This is a genomic window from Photobacterium proteolyticum (genome assembly GCF_001939735.1).
In the GTDB taxonomy this organism is placed as follows: Bacteria; Pseudomonadota; Gammaproteobacteria; order Enterobacterales; family Vibrionaceae; genus Photobacterium; species Photobacterium proteolyticum.
Map to the genome: position 1 here is coordinate 33967 of NZ_MJIL01000041.1, position 20676 is coordinate 54642.

The following is a 20676-nucleotide window of genomic DNA, read 5'->3' on the forward strand; positions in this document are numbered from 1 at the left end:
TTTCTAGCTGTGCTATAACTAAAGACAATACAAATGTTTCAATATCAATAGGATGCTTTCATGGAAGCAATGCGTATCTTACTGGTCGATGATGTTCACCTTGAACGTATGCAGCTCGCAATGAGGTTGCAGCGTCTTGGTCATATTGTCGAGGCTGTTGGTTCAGGACATGAAGCCATTGAAAAATATCCGTTGTTTGATCCGGACTTAGTGCTGCTTGATGTCAGCATGCCGGATATGAGTGGCACCGAGGTGGCGGAGCAAATTCGAATTCAGCACCCTGACTGGGTGCCGATCATCTTTCTGAGCGGTCATGATGAACCTGAAATGATTGCCAAAGCCATTGATATGGGCGGGGATGATTATTTGGTCAAGCCAGTGAACAAAATGGTTTTGGTCTCTAAATTAAAAGCCATGCAGCGTATTGCGCACATGAGACACCAACTGAAGGAGGCGTCGGAGCAACTTGAACTGGCTAATGAGCGCCTTTCGCAACAGGTTAATGAAGATGGCTTAACCAAGCTGGCCAACCGACGTTATCTTGATCAAAAGTTGGCTGAGTTTATTTCGTGGCATGGGCGCAATAACTTATCGTTGACCATCATCATGGTGGATGTGGATCACTTCAAACCGTTCAATGACCATTATGGGCACCTTGAAGGTGACCGCTGCCTGCAGGCGGTTGCCGGCGAGCTCAAGCAGACTTTTAGCCGGGCAGGGGAGCTTGCCGCCCGTTACGGTGGTGAAGAGTTTGTTGTCTTGATTAGTCATTGTGACAAAACCAAGGCCGTGAGGGAGTGTGAAAGGCTGAAGGCCTGCATTCAGCGGTTAGAAATCCCTCACTCGAAATCGACGACATCGGATGTGGTAACCGTTAGTCAGGGGATGGTTTCGTGGATCCCTACGGGCCTTGAAACGTCTGAGAATATGTATGAAATCGTTGACAAGGTGCTCTACAAAGCCAAGGAGCAGGGGCGTAATCGTTACGTTGCTGCAGAGTTTACCTGATTGCATTAACCTCCCTCCAATAGTCAAACCTGCTCGGCTGTTCTTTTTTGCTGTAAATTAGGCTTGAAAGGCAGTTGAGTACGTTGTGATACATCACTCCACTACCAGCTAACGCATTGATTGAGCCGAAGCTGTAAGTATAACATCGCAAGATTGAATGCTAATTGATTGATTTTCAAACACTCGGTTCGACAAACGCTTGTTGTTCAGGCTGCGCGTGCTAATCTGCCTACAGGTCAGTACTGATCCCAGTCTTGACATGACGAGGTCATGAAGAGTGGAATCAGTATTGGTATCAATAATAAGAAGGGTGAGGGAAGATCATGGATATTTGCTTTTCGCAGAATGAAGCGCGAGTGGTGGGTTGTTTGCTAGAGAAAGAAGTGACCACCCCGGATCAATACCCATTAACACTGAATGCATTGACGACAGCATGTAACCAGAAAAGTAATCGAGATCCTGTGATGTCACTGGACGAAGCGACCGTGCTGGATACTGTTGAAGCGCTGAAAGCTAAACGCATTATTCAGGAAGTCACGGCAGGTTTTGGTAGCCGTGTCGCTAAGTACCAGCACCGGTTTTGCAATACTGAATTCAGTACATTGCAGTTTACCAAGCAGGAGAAGGCTGCACTGTGTGTAATGTTGCTGCGTGGACCGCAAACACCTGGTGAGATCCGTACCAGAACGAACCGCCTGTGTGATCTTGCAGATGTAAAAGAGGCAGAAGCTGTACTAAATGGCCTGGCTGAACATAGCAAAGGTCCATATGTGGTGAAGCTGCCAAAAGAATCGGGCAAGCGTGATTTCCGTTACATGCATTTGTTCAGTGGTGAGGTTGATCTCGAAGCCTTGGCTGAGCAGGCTGCGGCGGCTCCGACTACGGGCGGTTCATCACCAACTTCTCAGCGCGTGGCAAAACTTGAAGAAGAGGTTGCTGCAATGAAAGAAGAGATAGCCGAGCTTAAAGAGCTGCTTGAATCATTGACATCTTAAGCGCAGAAATAATCGTGTAATTTACTAAAGTATGGCTCAGCACTGGCTGAGCCTTTTTATATGATGAAACAAACAGATAATACTTCTCAGGCTGAACATACAGCAAAGCAGACTGATGCAGAGTGTAATAAAGCCGCACAATGGTCGGTCTACTTAATCAGAACCGCTTCAAATCAGCTTTATTGTGGTGTGACGACAGATGTTGAACGACGTCTAAACGAACATAGTGGTAGTAAGAAAGGGGCCAAGTACCTGAAAGGGAAAGGTCCATTAAATTTGGTCTGGTCTGAGCAAGTCGGTGATAAGAAAACGGCTATGCGGTTGGAGTACAGAATCAAAAGGTTGTCGAAAGCCAAGAAAGAGTCAATTATTAACCGTACCCTTAAAATCAATACACTATTGGAATAAAACATTGTTTTAAATCTGAGTGCTAGATCACGAAAATCACACAGCACAATAGCAGTAATCACGTATCATGGAGTTAATAGTAAGTATGATAGGTTAATAGCTGTGTTCATTAGAACTTGGTGTTTTGGTTTTTCGTTAATTTTTGCCTCATTGGTAGCTCAGGCCTCAGAGGTGACGACCACTCCTAGTCCGAGAGGGCAAAGAGATGTGTTGAAAGATAAGCTAGTCGGGATATATACGACATATCAACTCAGAGGAACTCTGATTCAAGGCTGCAACCGGCTCGAAAATAGTATAAGTACAGATGTTCGAACAGCCTTTGATGATTATGCCATAGTAGCCAAAGATTATATCTTGGAGGGTAAAAGGCTGCTAAATGAAGAGTTATCTGCTGTAGATGTGGTCGAATGGGAAACGTTACTGGCTAAAGCCGGAAATCACTACAAGCAAAAGTTCAACCAGTTGACACTGACAGAGCTGAAGCAAGAATGTCAGCAGCTGGCAAGAGAAATGACCACCATTAACAAGCAAGTTATTGCTTTGAAAAGCCAATAGAAATTGAACTCTAGTCTTATTCTTACTACACTTCAGGCATCTTAAAATCAGGTGTTTTGTTATGGCACAGAAAGCCACCATTTATAAGGCCCAGTTCAATGTCGCTGATCTGGACCGTCACGTTTATATTGATAAATCGCACACATTAGCATGCCATCCTTCAGAAACAATCCAGCGATTTATGCTACGACTTGTTGCCTGGGGGTTGAATGCTGATGAAGAGCTGCAATTTACCAAAGGGCTATCAGAAACCGACGAGCCTGATCTGTGGACCAAGAACCTCAGTGATGAGATTGAGCTATGGATTGAGCTAGGTCTACCGGAAGAGAAGCGTTATCGTAAGGCTTCCCACCGTTCGCAGCAGGTTATTATTTTTGCCTATGGTGATAATGCTGCCTCGGTCTGGTGGCAGCAAAACAAGAGCAAGATCACTCAATATGCGAACGTTTCAGTCGTTTTCATCAACGATGAAACATTAGCCGAGCTGGAAGCGATGGTTGAGCGTACGATGCAGCTTCAACTGACTATTGAGGGAGAGCAGGGTTGGCTAAGCTCGGGTGAAGCCAGCTGTAACATCGTCCCGGACTGGTGGCATCGCGTCTAACCAGATCTCAAAGCGGTATTCGCTGATATTGTCATGCTAACTTCATTCTAGCTGTGCAAAGTAATACCCAAACTACCTCAATATGCTGGATTCATAGTGGGTCCAGCGGTTTCAGTTCAAGGACGGATATATGGCATCACAGGTTCACTCTCTGGCTAAGAAAGTCTGGAACTACCACTTACTCAATGATCAGCTTGAGAAAAGTGATTGTATTTTTGTTCTGTGCAGTAACGATATTCGTGTAGCCGAGCATGCAGCAAAGTTGTACCTAGATGGTTACGCACCTTATATTGTCTTTTCTGGCGGAGTCGGCGAACTAACGAGCGGTATGTTCAGTGGGTCGGAAGCTGAAGCGTTTGCCTTGGTTGCTGCAGATATGGGTGTACCCAAAGAATCTATTCTTATTGAACCCCAATCGACGAATACCGGTGAAAACATTCTTTTTACCAAGGCGCTATTGGAAGAAAAGGGGCTTGACCCTACAACGCTGATATTGGTTCAGAAGCCATTTATGGAGAGAAGAACCTACGCTACATTTATGCAGCAGTGGCCTGTCAAGCAAGTGATGGTGACATCGCCGCCTATCAGTTTCGATGAGTATCCAAATGAACTGATCACCTACAGCGATGTAATAAACGTTATGGTGGGCGATCTGCAGCGAATCAAAGAATACCCAGTGCTGGGGTATTCAATGCCTCAAGATATTCCTGACGATGTCTGGCAAGCATTTGAGTCGCTGGTCGAGTTGGGTTTCAACGAGCATTTAATTAATTCTCAGTAACCAGTATTATAGATTTTTATTTTGGGCCTGTATGTTGTGGGCCCCACAGTGGTCATTCAAGTACTGAGTAAAATGTTTTTTAGAAAATAATGTTCAGATTTCGGTCAATATCCATTGTTGTTGTGAACGATGCCAATTTTGTAATGCTGACTATCCAGCAAGTTATTCATTAACTTGTTCAATTGATCTACACTTTTTGAAAAAACGTTTTCCACCATTCTTCCATTGTTCATCAGTACCATTGATATGTAGAGTGGCTGATTTTATGTGAGACAAAGAATACATAGATATTACACACCCTTACAATATTTTGTAATATCATATGATATTATCCGCCCGAAGCAGTTTTATAACTATTTATACAATAATTATATTTTAGAAGTTTACTATTCAGGTGTTACCAATGGTTTATAGAAGTCTCTCATATAAGGCTAGATTGATTAAGTACCTGCTTTTAAGAAAGATCAGTTCACAAAAGCACGCTCTATCTCAGAACTTTAAGCTGGTAAGGCTTTATGCAAGGCTTGGCGATTATAGTAAGGCGGTTAAATATGCAGAAGAACTTTTTTATGAAGGGGGGAGAAAGGACTATTATTTTGTCCTAATGAACCTTTATATAATGACTAATAGATATGAAGCACTTTCAGATTTAGAGAAACAAAACCAGTATACTTCTGAAGGTGATAGCAATCTAATTGATCTTATTACTAACCTTAATAATAACTTATGCGATATTGATAAAGTTACCTTTATCAAAAACTATATATTAAGTAAAGGAGCCACTCCATCACTCATCCATGTAACGGGTAAGGGAAGCTTTCTGAAAAGAAAATCTTATCAAGAAAAAGAGTTGTTAAAGAATAGTCAACTTTATATCGGTGAGAGAGCCCAATGGAGCAGGAATAATACAGCCCCTAGTTACATCAAAGGTCTGTATTCAGACAGTAAAAACACCAATTATAATGAGTTGTTTAGCTACAGCACTCCAATTATAAGGGCAACAAAAGTTTTACTTTCAGATTTTGAGAATACGGTTGTTTCTGTTCGGAATGGATTGCGTACAACAGTATGTCAACCTGAAAAATCAAATCGAAAAATTATTTTCTTTGGTTCTTCAACAACCTTCTCTGTTGGTATGAGTGACGAAGAGACACTAGTTAGTGGCGTACAAAAGCAAATTAACAAAGTCTATACAGATACAAAGGTGGAGAACCATGGTGTTCTAGGCATGAATTTGCTGTTAGCAATGAATAACCTGGTGCAAACAGATATACAGCCTAATGATATTGTTGTTTTCTTTGACTTCGATGAATTCACAAGAATTAAAGATGATTGTATAACTAAATTAGACTTAAATAGATTGAATAGAGGTGATGATTTTTTCCTTGATTTGACAAAAAAACAATGTCACTTTTCACCGAAAGGCAATCAAATCTTAGCAGAAACGATAACAAGTGACATCCTTCTTCCTCTACTGGAAAGAAGTACTCGTTCAACGAAAGCCATTAACCTAGATAATAGAGTGTTAGATGTATTAGAAAAGTTTAAGTATTTTTTATATAAACAGACGGCTCAAGCTCTCGAGTCTAGTGAGATGAAAATCTATCTTGATCTGCTTAATAAACATGTTCCTAACCCAGATTTGGATATTGGCAGCGTGGCAGTCAATTGCAATCCTATAACTAATGGACACTTGCATTTGATAGAGTACGCAGCGAAGCAAGTAGATAAACTTTTTATCTTTGTTATAGAAGAAGATAAGTCGTTCTTTAAGTTTGAAGATCGGCTGAAATTAGTTTCAGAAAGCACAAAACATATCGATAACGTAACTGTTCTTCGTGGTGGTAAGTTTATTTGTACGGAGCTGACCTACCCTGATTACTTTGATAAAGAGACCACTGAAACAAAAGCAGATGCCTCAATGGAGGCATGGTTTTTTTGTGAGTATATTGCTAAGAAGTTAAACATTAGTACGATTTTTCTGGGTGATGAGCCAAAGTGCAAGATCACTAAGCAGTACAATGAGAAAATGCAAGAGTTGTTACCTATTTATAATATTGACGTTAAAATTATCGATAGGATTTCTACAAATGGTGAAGTGATTAGTGCATCAACAGTACGTAAATATCTACTGAATAAAGAATTCAAAGAAATTAGAGAAATGGTTCCAGAGCCTACCTATCTATTTTTAAGGGAGAATTACTAGTCTTTTTTGATACTGACATAAAAATACAATGTAATTACTTGAGCGAGAAAACACCGATATTTATCGGTGTTTTTTAACTAAACAGAGCAGTTGTGTCGTATGCAGGAGATGTTCGCTTGAAAGTTTAGGTTTCTGTGCACTGTAATAGAAATCCGATGAAGAGCAACAGACCCTGCCTTAGTTATCGGGTCACCATTTTTCTAATTTCAGCAGCCTTTTCTTCGTCACTCAGTTCTGATGGCGGTGGAACAAGAATACCTTTCTGGCAAGCTGGGCGTTCGGCAAGCTCATTGAGCCAGCGTTGCAGATGCTCCAGGCCGTCGATATCAATTCCGCTCCATTCATAGATTCGAACCCATGGCCAGGTTGCCATATCAGCGATGGTATATTCATCACCTGCAAGATAGGCATGTTTGGCTAGCTGTTTATCCATGACCTCGAACAAGCGACGGCCTTCGTGCTGGTATCTTTCTATTGCTGCCGGAATGGTCTCCGGAAAATAACGATAGAACACATTTGCCTGCCCCATCATTGGTCCCACACCGCCCATCTGAAACATCAGCCATTGAATAACCTGAGAGCGCTTTTTAGGATCCTCAGGCAAGAACTTTCCAGTTTTTTCTGCCAGATACAATAAGATGGCACCGGATTCAAAAACCGCGAAGTTGTCGTTTTCTGTGTCTACGATAGCTGGAATTCGACCGTTTGGGTTAATGGCGGTAAATTCTGGCAGTTTTTGTTCCGCCTCCATCAGGTCGAGTGGGTGGACTCGGTATTCAAGTCCCATTTCTTCCAGCGCAATAGAGATTTTATGGCCGTTTGGCGTGGCTGCTGTGTATAGATCTATCATATTAATTCCTTTTAGCTTTTAACGGAGGGACGGGCGCTAACTAGCTGATACCAACGTTGTAAGTTTGGTAAGTTTTCATCGATATGGATTTCTAGATTTTTCATGAAATCGCATAATATGACTGCAGTAATGTCAGCAATACTGAAACTGTCACCGGCAACATAGGTTGTTTTCGAAAGTTGTTTCTCAAGCGTAGGTAGGAAATCAACTAAGCGCTGGCGAGATTCTTCTCCCCAGGCCGTTATGCAGTTTTCTCTGTCTTGATAGATGCCGCTGATGTTACGGAAGGCTTGCATTGCCACCAGCAGACCGCGTAGTTCAACCAGGCGTTGCCACATTTCAATTTGGGCTTTCTCGAGTGCGCTGTTACCGAAGAGTGACTGTTCTGTCGGGAAGGCTTCATCAAAATAGCGACAAATTGCGACAGATTCGCAGATTGTTGTGCCGTCATCGAGCTCAAGTACAGGTATCTGCCCATTGAGACTTATTGCCCTGAATGTTTCGCTGAGGTTTTCGCCCCCACGAATGTCGACTTGCTGACGTTCAACATCAATTCCTATTTCGGCCAGAAAAATACTGACTCGGCGAGCACTTGGTGCTGGTCCTAGTTCATAAATTTTCATTACACTTCCTTTATCTGAACGATCGTTTAGTTTAAAATCTACTCAATAACGGAACGATCAGTCAAGTATGATTTGATCTTTTTTTGGCGAGGAATAGGAATGGCCAGATCGAAGAATTTTGACCGCGAGGAAAAACTGCTATTAGCGATGGAGCTCTTTTGGCAAAAAGGCTACTCGGAAACCTCTGTTGCAGACCTTGTTAATCACCTTGGAATAAATCGGTTCAGCCTTTACAACACGTATACCGACAAGGAGTCGTTGTATCGGGAAGCGCTGAACTATTACCTGAAAAAAATATCATTTCCGATGCTTTCAGATAGTTTGTCTGCCGATGCGGGTTACCAGGACATTGTTGCATATCTGACATGCTTCGCCGATTTGCAACGGGAGCAAAAATGCGGTTGTTTTATGCAGAATGCCATTTTGGAGCGGGCATACAGTGATAATGAAGTGCTGGAAGCCGGAAGTCTGCTTTATCAGACGCTATCAGATAGCTTTAAGAATGCGATTGAAAATGCGCAGCGACAGGGAGAGCTGAATACAAGTGTTGAACCGGCGAGGCTTAGCCATTTCTTGGTGATGCAGATGCAGGGAATAAGAGTACTGGGGAAAGCTCGGCAATACGAAATGATTGATGATGCCCTGTCTGTGTTACTGACTATGCTTGATGGACAAAAAGTATCAGGTGCCTGCGAATAGGCACCTGATACTGATAAGAATTGTTGAATGCTCGAATTAGCTATCAGAAGCGTTCAGGCCTTGTTGCCAAAAGGCAACCTCCATACGAGTCGCTGTTTTAAAGATTTCGCACAGTCTTTGACCGCGTTGGCTGCCTAGCGGAATTTCAGCCAACATCTCATCAAGGCGCTCAATTGTGTCGCGTACACCAGACTGGAACTCTTCACCGCTGTATAGTTGGATCCAGCTTTGGTAAGGGTTACCGTCAAGTTTTGTTTCAGGCCAGTTAAGGAGCTGAGTGCCGATCTCTGCATAACCGATTGCACAGGGGGCGAGGGCGGCAAAGAGATCAACACGATCTCCGGCCATCCCTGTATCAAGCACATAGCGGGTGTAGCTGACAGTACCAAAGTCCTCCGGTTCGCCTTCCATATCCGACTCAGTCAAACCCCATTTCGCGCAGTATTCGACGTGATGGGACATCTCGGAATCAAGCAAAGCCGTCAGGCTTGGCAACGGCTCACGCATTTCAGCAAGGGTACGCCCCTTGAAGATCGCAAGTGCGTAGGCTCGGGCATAGTGTTTGAGGAATAAAAAGTCCTGCTTAAGATAATGAAGGTAGGCACTTTTATTTAGTTCACCTTTAGCCAGTTGAGTAACAAAGCTATGTTCGGTGTAAGCCTGCCAGTCTTGCTGGCAGGCTTTGATAAGGTCTTGATGATTCACTGGGAGTCCTTGTTAAATAGAGCCATGAAGTGATTAGTACGTCAGTACGTAATCTTTAGCCTGCGGCAGGGTTGTGATGATTTTGTGTTTTTTCATGAATTCGGCATATTCGTCATATCGTTTCAGTTCAACAGCTCCCGGCCGCAATGCAAAACGGGTGAGGGTATCTTCCCAGGCATTACGGTTGAGATCGTTATTCAGTGTATCGGGAGAATAAGCTACGAATTCCTGCCAGGCCTTTTCAGGATGGTTGATCAGGTAGACAGTTGCTTTTTCGATAGCCTTGTTGAATTTACTAACCGTTTCCGGACTGTACTTGTGTTTGTTGGCAACGAAGATCAGCTCGTCATAGGGTGGAACACCGTGCTCTTCAGGGTAAAATGCCGTTGCTTTGTAGCCTTCCAGCTCAAGTTGGTTCAGCTCGAAGTTTCTCAATCCGCCCCAAATCGCATCCACTTTGCCGGAAGCGAGAGAAGATGAAAGCGCCCAGCCAACGTTAATGATTTTTACGCTCTCCATGCTGACATTGGCAGATCGAAGCATGGTGCCTATGGTTGCATCCTCGTTACCGCCAATCGCGACACCAATTTGTTTGCCTTTTAGATCCGCCAGACTCTTTACACCTGATTTATCAAGCACAATCAGAGAGTTTAGCGGACCCGAAATAAGGGTCGCGGAGCGTACGACCGGCAAACCGGCGGCAGTACTGGAGATAAGAGTGCTTTGGTATGAAACCGCCATATCAATCTTGCCTGCGGCAACAAGTTTGTCCGGAATACTTGGATCAGCCGGTTCCTGAATTTCTACTTCAAGGCCTTGTTCGGCAAACCAGCCTTTTTCCTGGGCCAAAATGATAGGGCCGTGATTGGGGTTGACGAACCAGTCCAGCATCAGGGTGACTTTTTCTGCTGCCGCATTGAATGAGGCCATAGATAGAGAAAGTGCAGCAAATCCAGGGAGTAAATGCTTTTTCATTGATTGTTCCTGTCCTTAAGGTGTTATCTTTATTGTTTATTCGCCTGATAGTCAGGCCTTTGTTGGTGTTATTTGCTTTGCCACGGAATTGCTTTTTTCAGCAATACATCGGCGGTGAAATAGAGGCTGACTGAAAAGAAAGCCAGGATAAAAAGGGCGGCAAACATTTCGTCGACAAACATTCGGGCGTTGGCTTGTAGCATCAAATAGCCAAGACCCTCGCTAGAGCCTACCCATTCACCAATTACAGCGCCGATTGGAGCGACGACAACGGCGACTCGAACGCCTGAGGCCAAAGCTGGCAGAGCCGCTGGTAACCGAATTTTCCATAGTAGTTGCCAGCGTGTTGCGCCCATGGTTTTGGCCAGATCCAGATATCCTGAAGGTGTATGGCGAAGGCCGTCATAACAGCAGGTTGTTACCGGGAAAAAGATAATCAGGGCGGCCATGACAACTTTCGAGGCAATACCATATCCCAGCCATAGCATCAGAATCGGAGCGATCGCAAAGACGGGAATAGCCTGACTGGTGATAAGAATTGGCAGCAGCCAGCGGCGTAACGGGGCAAAAAGCAACATTTGTAATGCAAAAAATAGCCCCATAAACAAACCAAGCAACAGTCCGAGTATAACTTCGGTACTGGTGACTATTGTGTGGTGCCATAACACCTCAGAGCGTTCGATTAACTTGCTTAAGACTGCAGCCGGGCCTGGCAAAATGAAGGCCGGCATGTCGAATGTTACGACAGAGGCCTGCCATAAACCCATAATCACAGCAAAGCTAATCAGAATGCGCATCAGGCTTTGTGATATCCCGCGGTGCTGTTCCGGTATTAAATACCGGATTTGGACTGACTCGGTCATGGTATTGGGTGTAGGTTGATCAGCCATAATCCTGCTCCAGTTGCTCGATAATGGCTTGCTGGTGGGCAGCCATTTGGGCATCGAATTGTCTTGGTGGTACCGATGGTGGTGTAGCCAGTTCAACCAACTTGGCCGGTTTGCCAGTCATGATGTAGATATTGTGCCCGAGGCGTAGTGCTTCTTGAGGATCATGGGTGATCAGCAATACAGTACGGTTTTTGAGAAGCTCGGCCGACAGAGTCTGCAACTTATGGCGTGTCACGGCATCAAGTGCCGAGAATGGCTCATCCATAAGCACTAGGGGCTTGTCCTGCATCAACGTTCTGGCCAGTGCTACCCGCTGGCGCATTCCACCTGAAAGTTGATCTGGCATTGCTGTCGCGTAGGATTCCAACCCAACTGCCTGAAGCAGCCTGACGGCTTTATCCTGATCCCGAAGGGAGGGAGACGAACCGAAACGGTGGCTCAGGCAAACGTTATCCATCACCGACAGCCATGGCAACAAAAGATCTTGCTGAGCCATATAGGCAATACGTTCAGACAGCGACTTATTATCGGATGTGACAAGGGTACCATGCCAATTGACACGATCTTCGTTAAGTCCTGCAAGTTGCCTTAGCAGTGTTGTTTTACCACAGCCACTTTTACCCAGCAGGCATGTCCACTCACCGGCAGGCAGTGTCAGATTCAGATCCGCGAACAGAGCATCGTTGGCATCTTTGTATGTCAGCGAAACATGCTGCATACGAACTTCGACAGCACGAGAGTGCTGGATTGTTGTGGATACGCACATAGCCAATACTCTTATTGTGGTTGGTAGTGACCGGCAAAGAAGTGGTGCACCGGCCCGTGTCCCGAGCCAATTTCAAGTTCGTCAGCATGGCTGATTGCCATCGTGATATAGGATTTTGCGTATTGGACGGCAGTTGTTAGCTCAATGCCCTGGGCAAGAAACGACGCGGTTGCCGAAGAAAGCGTGCATCCGGTTCCGTGGGTATTGCTAGTTGGAATTCGCGGTGTGCTCATTCGCACTACGTTATCAGCAAGAATGAGCAGGTCGGTACTGTTGGTGTCCTGTTCCAGGTGACCACCTTTGAGAAGAACGGATTCAGAGCCGAGTTCACGTAAACCGGCTATCATATTCGCCATTTCCTGCTCGCTTTGCGGGATGGCAACATTCAGAAGGGCTGCTGCTTCAGGTAGGTTAGGGGTAATCACATCAGCTAGCGGCAACAGTTCTGATTTCAGGCTTGAAATAGCATCTTGTTGCAGTAGGAGGTCACCGCTGGTCGCGACCATGACAGGATCGACAACCAGGTGTTTAGGCTGGTATTGGCGGAGCTTGGCGGCAACTACACGGATAATATTACTGTCACTTAGCATGCCAACTTTTACAGCTTTGACATCAAGGTCAGCAAAGACACTGTCTAGTTGTTGTTCGACAAACCCAGGCTCGACTGCAAGGATACCAGACACGCCTTGAGTATTTTGTGCCGTCAATGCAGTGATGACGGAACAGGCGTAGCTCCCTGTCGCCGAAATAGCCTTGATGTCTGCTTGAATGCCTGCACCGCCGCCACTATCAGAGCCGGCAATCGTTAGTGTGATTGGTGTTTTTGATGGAATCGCCATAACTACCCCTAAAAGTTGAGCGCAGGGTAGCAGGTGTCAAAGAAAGGCCACAGGAGATAAGGGCACAGAGAGACACGGTTGCTAGTTCCCTACGCCATTATTAAATGGATCAGGTTCAACGGGTCCCATCGAAATGGTCTCAGCCAAAGGCTCCCCGACTAACGTACTAAAATTCGTTTAATTTGGTTGACTAGACAGCAAATGATGCTGTTATTAATTTCCCGCTATTCTAACCATGTTTTTAATCATAGAGCAAACATGATTGTGAAAATTTCTGGATCAGGACCGTTTTCACTTGACCAGCCCCTGAGATTATAATCACCAATATGTGTAAGCTTTAGACAAATAATGATGGAGTGATCAATCTCAAGAGGTGAAATATGGATGATTCCCAAAAATAAACTCATGAAAGAATCAGTTATGTTGAATTCCCAGCGGTGGACCTTTCTGCGACAAAGGCATTTTTTACTCAGGCATTCGGCTGGGAGTTTATTGATTATGGTGAAGACTATTCCGCATTTTCCAATCAAGGGTTAGATGGCGGCGTTTTCATTTTACCGAGCCAAGTGGCAATGAGCTTGCGATATGGTCCGATAAATAATTTTGGCCTATCTATGATTTAAGCAGCCTTACAAACACCAAAGGCGCTATCTGGCGCCTTTGGTGTTTCATCGTTACTGCGAACTTAAATTACATCTTTTTGCAGTACGCGGCGATGATTACCATGTTGGTACCGGCTGCTTTGCCTGTGATGTGCAGAGGGTTGTCTGTTAGGCGAATGCCACGAACAGCAGTGCCTTGCTTAACAACCAGGCTAGACCCTTTAACAGGCAGGTCTTTGATGATAGTGACGTTGTCACCAGCCTGAAGCGGAGTGCCATTCACATCTAGTGTTTGAATAGAGTCTAGTGCTTCTAGTGCGATCCCTTTTTCAGCCCACTCAATTGTGTCTTCTTCTAGGTAAAGCATATCAAGAAGATCTTGCGCCCACGTTTCAGCCGAAAGACGTTTCAGCATACGGTAAGCCATAACCTGAACGGCAGGAACCTGGCTCCACATGCTATCGTTCAGGCAGCGCCAGTGATTCTGATCCATAGTATCAGCATCTTCAATTTGACCTCGGCAAGTACCACAGACCATCACACAGCTACCAGCAGTTGTGTCCGGAGAAGCAGGCACTTCATACACGCTCAAGTTATCTTCAGATGAACAAAGTTCACATTTTGCGTCAGCACGCTGCTTAACGATGTTTTCAATAGTCATAGGGATTTGTCCGTAGATTTGTTGTGGCATTATTATGCCAGCATTTTTCGATAAGGAAAGAAATCCTGCTTTAGGTCACACAAATAAGCCTAAGCTGATAGTGAATTGTATGGTAAGTGAACATCTTTATCAGCGGTGGTCGATTATTGCCCGATATCGAGCGGCCTAGTTGAAGAGAAATAACAGCCTTAAGCTATCATTTATTTGCTCATTGTTGTTAAAAGGCTGTAATAATGTAGAGATAAGGATAAAATCATAATTGCCTTAAATTAATATTATAAAACGATGTAGGGACGAGTGATGAAGAAGGCTGTTTTTTTACTATCTATACTGGCTCTGGCGGGCTGTGACGAAGATGATGTCAAAGATTTAGCGCAGGGAAATACAAAAGTGTTTACGGTTACGGGCGCACAGGTAGCCAGTAAACTAGGTACTTTAGACCCTGGTTATTATGACATTGCCACAATTACCAGTGCAAGCCAGGGGAATACGTCACCTGATGGGCTGCCTGTAGCTTCAAAGTCTACCCTTGAAAATTTAGGAATAACCGTTGAGGGTGAAACGTGTGGCAGAATTGATATTACCGATCAAGTTTGTTTTGAAAGTGGAAATTCCAGTAGTTGCCTGCCAAGTGAGATTGATATGCTGGGTCTGGCGGTTTATACGATTGATCTTGATAAAGTAAAAACAGCATCAAGTCATGGCTTTTATCCAAAACTTGCTGCTGAAGTTGGCGGGTTATACGTGGATATTGCTTACAACGAGGTAAGTTGTGCCTCACTCCAAGCGCTGTAACTGGGACAATTGAGGTCTAGCATTTAAAGGCTGGGTTTGTTTCACAAGCCCAGCCTTATTAATATTAGATACGTAAACAATAAAATTGGATCAGATTAACTGATATATGTTGCTTGTTTACGTTACTGGGTAAATTAATTCGAATACCCTCGCATAACATCTTTTTCCTCATATTCACTTTTATACCCATTGGTAAATTACTGCTTTTATTTACCAGAGAGTGAACGTGATGACAGTTAGGCACTTACTCGCCACGGTAGGCTTGTGCTTGTTATATATTGGTCAGGCAATAGCCTCAGATGTTACTGGCTATATCGTAGGTGGTACACCCGTCAAACCGAGTGATGATTATAGTTGGATTGCCTCGATTCGTCTAAGTTCAAATCAGCTAAGCCATACTTGCGGTGGAACCGTCGTCAACCAACGCTGGGTGCTTACTGCCGCACACTGTGTTGTTCAACAAGGGGATGATGGTAAGTTTATCGTAATTCCTCCCAGTCAGTTGAGTGTGATGGTAGGGACAACAAGCAGTGTTATTGAAGATGTCGCAACATTGTATGCGGTTTCTCATGTTGTGGTGTATCCGAAATATTCTCCCCAGGTAATTCTAAAGGAAGTTCTCAAGCCGGATGGCACTACTCTTACTGAGGTGATCAGTACTGCGTTAGAGAATGACCTAGCATTATTGCGAGTTGATGAGCCTTTTTCTGTGAATATTAATCATGTTGCTCTGGCAACGGATAAAGATGCAGATGAACTTGATGTTCGGTTAGGTTTGCAGTGGTCTGAGAAAGAGCGGCCTGAAAATACAAAAGTTTCCGGTTGGGGTTCAACTCAGACTAACGGAACAGGGGTATCGAAAAGATTGTTGGAAGCTAAGCTATCATTTGTCCCTATGGATGAATGTTTTACTCGTCTAGAACTTGGTAACGAGGCTCATTACATCATTGATAGTCCAATGAACCGAACAAAGATCTGTTCGCTGCCACCATCAGTTATTTTTGATAGCGATGGTACTTCGTTGGAATTTGGCTCGGATTCATGCAAGGGAGACAGTGGCGGGCCTCTAAGTGCACAGAATGAGCTAGGAGAATGGGTGCAGTTTGGTATTGTCAGCGGTGGCCCTATAGGCAAACTGGTTTGTGGTTCGCTTGTGCGTCCGAGTTTTTATACACGGATTGGCACCTATTACCCATGGATTCTATCGATTGTCGGTACCATCCCCGAAAAGCCAGTTACCAAGCCTGACTTTATTACAGCCGAAGAATCCGCTACGACTCCAGAGGGGGGGGCTGGAGGCTCAGGGGATGATACAGGTTCTGGTGATACGACTTCCGGCGATGGAAAAGAAGATGAACTTGATATTGGTGACTGTAACCCTAACTCTTCAGGTATTTCGCACACTAACTGCAATTTGAAGTCAGCCAGCGGCGGAGCAAGCATCTGGGGGACGATATTATTGATGATTTATGCTTGCTGGGTTCGTTGTAGGGCTGGGAATAAAGAAGGGTAAGTGATTCGAATAAAGCCTCCAGAGTGGAACGGTGGCTTTATTCGCAATAGTAGTTATCGGCAGAAAGTCACTTCTTCGCTGTGTTCTTCTAGGCAAATTTGTGTCGTTGCAGGTTGAGTTTGTGCAATGATCTTGCCTTGACGGATTGAATACCGCACCGGGACCAGGCGACGAACAGCATCAAAACCATTCTCAGCGGGTAAAATCAGCAGGTTACCTGGCTTGCCTTCTTCAATACCATAGTGGTGTTTGATATTAAGTGTACGTGCTGAGTTAGTGCTAATTAAAGCCAGTGAATTGTTGATTTGGTCGTAACCCATTATCTGGCATACATGTAACCCCATATGGAGTACTTGTATCATGTTTGCTGTACCAAGCGGATACCACGGGTCAAAGATGTCATCATGACCAAAACAGATATTGATATCAGCTGCCAGCATTTCTTTGACCCGGGTAATGCCGCGTCGTTTAGGGTAATCATCAAAGCGGCCCTGTAGGTGAATATTCACCAGAGGGTTGGCAACGAAGCTGATGCCTGACATTTTGAGCAGGCGGAACAGGCGTGATGCGTAAGCGCCATTGTATGAGTGCATCGCGGTAGTATGGCTAGCAGTTACCTTGTCACCCATTTCGAACTTATGCGCCAGGGCGGCCAATGTTTCGACAAAACGCGATTGCTCGTCATCAATTTCATCGCAGTGCACGTCGATGAGTCGATCATACTTGCGGGCGAGTTCAAACACGTAGTGTAGCGATTCAACCCCATACTCGCGTGTGAATTCAAAGTGGGGAATCGCGCCTATAACATCAGCGCCAAGTTTCACCGCTTCTTCGAGTAACTCTTTGCCGTTAGGGTAGGAGAGTATGCCCTCTTGAGGAAAGGCAACAATTTGGATATCAACCCATTGCTTCATCTCTTCTTTGACTTTAAGCATTGCTTTTAGCGCAACCAGTGTTGGATCAGAAACATCGACATGGGTGCGTACATGCTGGACACCATTGGCAATTTGCCATTTTAGCGTTTGCTTGGCACGCTGCTTTACATCCTCAAGAGATAGCTTGGACTTTCTTTCCGCCCAGCGCTCAATACCTTCGAACAAAGTTCCGGAAATATTCCAGCTTGGTTCACCTGCTGTTTGGGTGGTATCTAAGTGGACATGCGGCTCGCAAAATGGGGAAATTGCCATACCTCCTTCACCATCAAGTACTTTACAGGTATGGTTTAGCGCTTTACTCATTGGAGCTATTGTTTTGAACTGACCATTTTCGATTAGAATTTGATGCAGGTCTTCCTTGCCTTGTAGCGAAATATTTTGAATGAGCATATCTGAGGTTTGCATCTCAATGAATCCTTATACTATTGTCGCCAAGGGCAACACTGGCGATAGCTACCCGGTAGGCTGTTTTAATTCAGCATTAGCAAAGCCCTTATGACAATGATGGTTTTTAAGGAAATCTGCAATGAAATACCGTCAATTGTGAGATGGCACGTTGTATCTATTTTTATAGGGTAGAGTGTCAATCAGGCTAGAACTTGCTAAAAGTAGGTATTTAGCAACGTATTTTGCGTTGTACGACTTTAAAATTGGGCTGGGGATAAATTGTTTATCCACAGAAGCTGTGAATAACTCTGTGGGAAATGCCTTGAGCCTAATCACCATGCCGGATTCAACAAAGTCAATACTGTACGTAATGAAAAAGTCATGTAATCTCAGATAGATTGATTTAGTTCAATATCGAAAAAACGTCAATAATTTTTTTAAATAAGATGCTGTAAAATGAACGTTGAACGCTGAGTTTAGCTGGGTTTGTTAAGCTATCGAGCCGGATAAATCGGTATCGAGAAGTGGGGCCGAGTGCGGAGTTTTTGCTCACTTAAAAGGGGGGGAATAAGTATTTTTGTTATCATTATTGAACTAAATGACAATAAGGATAATAATGCGAATTGTTTTTCTTTGGGTATTAGTTTGTGTCCCAGATCCTTGTTGTTGATGATGATATTCAACTGTGCGAATTGCTAAAAGAAGTACTGACTGAAGAAGGCTATGATGTTCACTGCGAGCATTGTGGTGAAAATGCACTCGCATACATGCAGAGCAATGCAGTTGATCTTGTTTTGCTTGATGTGATGTTGCCTAACATTGATGGCCTGCAGGTTGCTCGCCGAGTTTGCCAGCGATTTGCTACACCAATAATGATGCTGACGGCGTTAGGCGATGAACCCTCAATGTTAGAAGGGTTGCAGGCCGGTGCCGATCAATATTTAGCCAAACCTTTTCGGGTACCTGAGTTATTGGCGCGCATTACCGTAATATTGAGGCGTGTCGGTCTAGAACGTCAGAGGCAGAGTATTAATCATTGCCAAACTGATCTTAGCCAGCAGATTTCTCGGTTGCCTTTAACGGGAACTGAGTCTGAACTTATCGAGTATTTGATAAGCCAGCATGGTGTTGTGGTATCAAAAGCAGAACTACAAAAGGAAGTGCTTAAAAAGGAGTTAAGCCCTTTCGATCGTAATCTTGATATGCACATAAGTAACATTCGCCGTAAGATGGTGCAGTCTGGCTTGTCTAAGCAGCATATTAAAACGGTTCGAGGAAGAGGATATAGTTTTCTTGAGTCAGTGGGTATAGTCTGAGCAAGCTAAATAAAAGGAGTGGCGCTAGAAGCGCCACTTTTTGATTTATTTGCTGTACGAACTCGCGATATTATCGATTCGCTGGTTCGCACGCATTGCTTCTTGATACGCTGCGTCAGAAGCAGCACGTGCATCATTAACTGCACCTGCCATTTGATCTTGCTGACTTTGCAGAGCACCTACCTGATCAGAGAGCATATCTACTTTGTTGGTAAGTTGCTGCATCTGATCAACTTCATCTGAGCTTGAGCAACCAATTAGAGTCGCACTCAGAATAATACCGGTAAGGATAGATAATGAACGGTTCATTTTTCTTTCTTCTCCTTTGTTTGCCACTACAGACCGAGTGTTAAATGTTATCAGTCGGCAGAATTAGTATGGCATATGCTGCTCAAATTTCTTCTTTGTCACCTATTTATCGCTAAAAAAGGCCTCTCAAAAACGAGAAAACCCGCCGGAGCGGGTATAAAAGCTTAGTAATTTGATTTTATGATGACTTGGATAAAAGTCGTTCTATCGTTTCGACAATAATCTGCGGGTTCAATGTGTGTTGAACTTTTTCAACCAATGTTCCGTCAGGCTTGAGGAAATAAAAATATGAGCTGTGGTCAACAGCGTATTCGAGAGCAGAGTCTTTTAACTCAGTTCGCATATAAAGAACACCATATTTCTCAGCGAGTGCCTTTGTTTGTTGTTCCGTCCCTGTCATTCCAATAATATTTTTGTGGAAATATTGTGCGTACTCGGCACTTTTCTCAGGAGTATCACGATCTGGATCCAGTGTAATAAAAATAGGCCAGAGATTTTCAAGTTGTTTATTATTGAGCTCTTTCAGCGCAGCAGAAAGTACAGCCAATGAGGTTGGACAGACATCAGGGCAGTGGGTATAGCCAAAGTAGATAACTCGTAGGCGTGAGTCTTCCTCGTCATAGAGGTCAACAGCTTCCTGACCGCTCTCAAGAATATTCATAGGGTAACTGGCTTCAGCTAAGGCCGGATCCTTGGAGCCAACAATATACTGGGTAATTAAACCTGCTGAAAGTGCGAGTGCGAGTACAATCCACTGAAACTTCACTTGACCATCCTTATTGAAACATTAATAGGTGCAATTTCTTCTTGGTCAGACAAGGGCTTAATATTCCCTTGCCAAGTCATTTCATCCGATGTGCAAAACGGGAGTGTCAGGTCGCCAGAAAACCCGCCGCTGGCGGTGCGTGATAATTGTAACTGATAGACGCCCATCATCATTTCATGTCCTTCTAATGTGAGTATTAAATGGTCGGTTTCAGCTGGTAAATCAGGCCATTGGACATTGATTTCAGTGTTTTGCATTGGGTTAATGATATCAGTAGCAAGTGTAACAGATGCGTTGTTTTGTTCACAAACTTGAGTGCTGAGCTGACAATAGTCAATTTGCTGTTGTTGCTGCTTTTCAGTTTTATTCTTACCGATTTCAGACACCTGGTATCCGCCCCAACCGACGGCTACGATAAATAAGAGATTGGCTATAGGCTTCCATGAGCTCTTGTTCATTCTTTACATTTGGTCCTTGCTTGTAATGAG

22 protein-coding genes, 2 pseudogenes and 1 riboswitch are annotated in these 20676 nt (G+C 44.1%); of the genes and pseudogenes, 12 read left to right on the forward strand and 12 right to left on the reverse strand.

Annotated elements, in window-relative coordinates; translation table 11 throughout:
* The first annotated feature begins 69 nt into the window (after positions 1–69).
* The 7 genes from BIT28_RS01555 to BIT28_RS01585 all read left to right on the forward strand — a co-directional run bounded on the left by BIT28_RS01555 (position 70) and on the right by BIT28_RS01585 (position 6557).
* Positions 70–1008 carry a GGDEF domain-containing response regulator gene (locus tag BIT28_RS01555; RefSeq protein ID WP_175577480.1) on the forward strand — a complete coding sequence of 313 codons (939 nt, stop codon included), beginning with the start codon at positions 70–72 and terminating at the stop codon, positions 1006–1008.
* Between the two features lie 323 nt (positions 1009–1331).
* The gene (locus BIT28_RS01560) at positions 1332–2003 is read left to right on the forward strand and encodes a YceH family protein (protein WP_075761884.1); all 672 of its coding nucleotides are present in this window, start codon (positions 1332–1334) and stop codon (positions 2001–2003) included.
* A 60-nt stretch (positions 2004–2063) separates the two neighbouring features.
* Entirely contained in the window at positions 2064–2411 is a 348-nt protein-coding gene (locus BIT28_RS01565) for a GIY-YIG nuclease family protein (protein WP_245823631.1), read from the forward strand.
* A gap of 210 nt (positions 2412–2621) precedes the next feature.
* Positions 2622–2966, forward strand: coding sequence for a hypothetical protein (locus BIT28_RS01570; protein WP_075761885.1), 345 nt, complete (start codon positions 2622–2624; stop codon positions 2964–2966).
* 61 nt (positions 2967–3027) lie between these two features.
* Entirely contained in the window at positions 3028–3570 is a 543-nt protein-coding gene (locus BIT28_RS01575) for a YaeQ family protein (RefSeq protein ID WP_075761886.1), read from the forward strand.
* Between the two features lie 130 nt (positions 3571–3700).
* On the forward strand, positions 3701–4351 hold the full coding sequence (locus tag BIT28_RS01580; RefSeq protein WP_075761887.1) for a YdcF family protein: 651 nt from the start codon (positions 3701–3703) through the stop codon (positions 4349–4351).
* A gap of 403 nt (positions 4352–4754) precedes the next feature.
* Positions 4755–6557: a nucleotidyl transferase family protein gene (locus BIT28_RS01585; RefSeq protein WP_075761888.1), complete on the forward strand. Its 1803-nt coding sequence runs from the start codon at positions 4755–4757 to the stop codon at positions 6555–6557.
* Positions 6558–6738: 181 nt separating this feature from the next.
* On the opposite strand, the gene BIT28_RS01590 is transcribed toward BIT28_RS01585, so the two are convergent.
* A complete protein-coding gene (locus tag BIT28_RS01590; RefSeq protein ID WP_075761889.1) occupies positions 6739–7407 on the reverse strand; it encodes a glutathione binding-like protein in 669 nt (222 codons plus the stop codon).
* An 11-nt stretch (positions 7408–7418) separates the two neighbouring features.
* On the reverse strand, positions 7419–8030 hold the full coding sequence (locus tag BIT28_RS01595) for a glutathione S-transferase (RefSeq protein WP_075761890.1): 612 nt from the start codon (positions 8028–8030) through the stop codon (positions 7419–7421).
* A gap of 99 nt (positions 8031–8129) precedes the next feature.
* Between BIT28_RS01595 and BIT28_RS01600 the strand changes: the two genes are divergently transcribed.
* Positions 8130–8729, forward strand: a complete 600-nt coding sequence (locus BIT28_RS01600) for a TetR/AcrR family transcriptional regulator (protein WP_075761891.1) — start codon at positions 8130–8132, stop codon at positions 8727–8729.
* 36 nt (positions 8730–8765) lie between these two features.
* On the opposite strand, the gene tenA is transcribed toward BIT28_RS01600, so the two are convergent.
* The 5 genes and pseudogenes from tenA to thiD all read right to left on the reverse strand — a co-directional run bounded on the left by tenA (position 8766) and on the right by thiD (position 12904).
* Positions 8766–9434, reverse strand: coding sequence for a thiaminase II (gene tenA, locus BIT28_RS01605; RefSeq protein WP_075761892.1), 669 nt, complete (start codon positions 9432–9434; stop codon positions 8766–8768).
* 33 nt (positions 9435–9467) lie between these two features.
* Positions 9468–10409, reverse strand: coding sequence for an ABC transporter substrate-binding protein (locus BIT28_RS01610; RefSeq protein ID WP_075761893.1), 942 nt, complete (start codon positions 10407–10409; stop codon positions 9468–9470).
* A gap of 68 nt (positions 10410–10477) precedes the next feature.
* Positions 10478–11206, reverse strand: a pseudogene (locus tag BIT28_RS01615) (ABC transporter permease); the annotation flags it as partial.
* A gap of 85 nt (positions 11207–11291) precedes the next feature.
* Positions 11292–12065, reverse strand: coding sequence for an ABC transporter ATP-binding protein (locus BIT28_RS01620; protein WP_075761894.1), 774 nt, complete (start codon positions 12063–12065; stop codon positions 11292–11294).
* Between the two features lie 11 nt (positions 12066–12076).
* Positions 12077–12904 carry a bifunctional hydroxymethylpyrimidine kinase/phosphomethylpyrimidine kinase gene (gene thiD, locus BIT28_RS01625; protein ID WP_075761895.1) on the reverse strand — a complete coding sequence of 276 codons (828 nt, stop codon included), beginning with the start codon at positions 12902–12904 and terminating at the stop codon, positions 12077–12079.
* 69 nt (positions 12905–12973) lie between these two features.
* A riboswitch (TPP riboswitch) is annotated at positions 12974–13071 on the reverse strand.
* 246 nt (positions 13072–13317) lie between these two features.
* Here thiD and BIT28_RS01630 point away from each other — a divergent pair.
* A pseudogene (locus BIT28_RS01630) lies at positions 13318–13455 on the forward strand (VOC family protein); the annotation flags it as partial.
* A gap of 139 nt (positions 13456–13594) precedes the next feature.
* Here BIT28_RS01630 and BIT28_RS01635 read toward each other — a convergent pair.
* Positions 13595–14167 carry a PhnA domain-containing protein gene (locus BIT28_RS01635; RefSeq protein ID WP_075761912.1) on the reverse strand — a complete coding sequence of 191 codons (573 nt, stop codon included), beginning with the start codon at positions 14165–14167 and terminating at the stop codon, positions 13595–13597.
* 300 nt (positions 14168–14467) lie between these two features.
* Between BIT28_RS01635 and BIT28_RS01640 the strand changes: the two genes are divergently transcribed.
* Together BIT28_RS01640 and BIT28_RS01645 are read left to right on the forward strand one after the other, a co-directional pair.
* Positions 14468–14962: a hypothetical protein gene (locus BIT28_RS01640; RefSeq protein WP_075761896.1), complete on the forward strand. Its 495-nt coding sequence runs from the start codon at positions 14468–14470 to the stop codon at positions 14960–14962.
* 229 nt (positions 14963–15191) lie between these two features.
* A complete protein-coding gene (locus BIT28_RS01645) occupies positions 15192–16475 on the forward strand; it encodes a S1 family peptidase (RefSeq protein ID WP_075761897.1) in 1284 nt (427 codons plus the stop codon).
* A 53-nt stretch (positions 16476–16528) separates the two neighbouring features.
* Here the strand turns inward: BIT28_RS01645 and BIT28_RS01650 are convergent, their stop codons facing one another.
* On the reverse strand, positions 16529–17815 hold the full coding sequence (locus BIT28_RS01650) for a cytosine deaminase (RefSeq protein ID WP_075761898.1): 1287 nt from the start codon (positions 17813–17815) through the stop codon (positions 16529–16531).
* A gap of 629 nt (positions 17816–18444) precedes the next feature.
* Here BIT28_RS01650 and BIT28_RS01655 point away from each other — a divergent pair.
* The gene (locus tag BIT28_RS01655) at positions 18445–19113 is read left to right on the forward strand and encodes a response regulator transcription factor (RefSeq protein ID WP_075761899.1); all 669 of its coding nucleotides are present in this window, start codon (positions 18445–18447) and stop codon (positions 19111–19113) included.
* A 45-nt stretch (positions 19114–19158) separates the two neighbouring features.
* Here BIT28_RS01655 and BIT28_RS01660 read toward each other — a convergent pair whose 3' ends face one another.
* From BIT28_RS01660 to BIT28_RS01670, 3 genes are all read right to left on the reverse strand, one after another.
* Complete coding sequence (locus BIT28_RS01660) at positions 19159–19422, reverse strand: Lpp/OprI family alanine-zipper lipoprotein (protein WP_036821101.1); 264 nt, start codon at positions 19420–19422, stop codon at positions 19159–19161.
* Positions 19423–19600: 178 nt separating this feature from the next.
* A complete protein-coding gene (locus BIT28_RS01665) occupies positions 19601–20188 on the reverse strand; it encodes an SCO family protein (RefSeq protein ID WP_075761900.1) in 588 nt (195 codons plus the stop codon).
* The gene (locus BIT28_RS01670) at positions 20185–20646 is read right to left on the reverse strand and encodes a hypothetical protein (protein WP_075761901.1); all 462 of its coding nucleotides are present in this window, start codon (positions 20644–20646) and stop codon (positions 20185–20187) included. The genes BIT28_RS01665 and BIT28_RS01670 overlap by 4 nt, the downstream gene beginning before the upstream one ends.
* Positions 20647–20676: the final 30 nt, after the last annotated feature.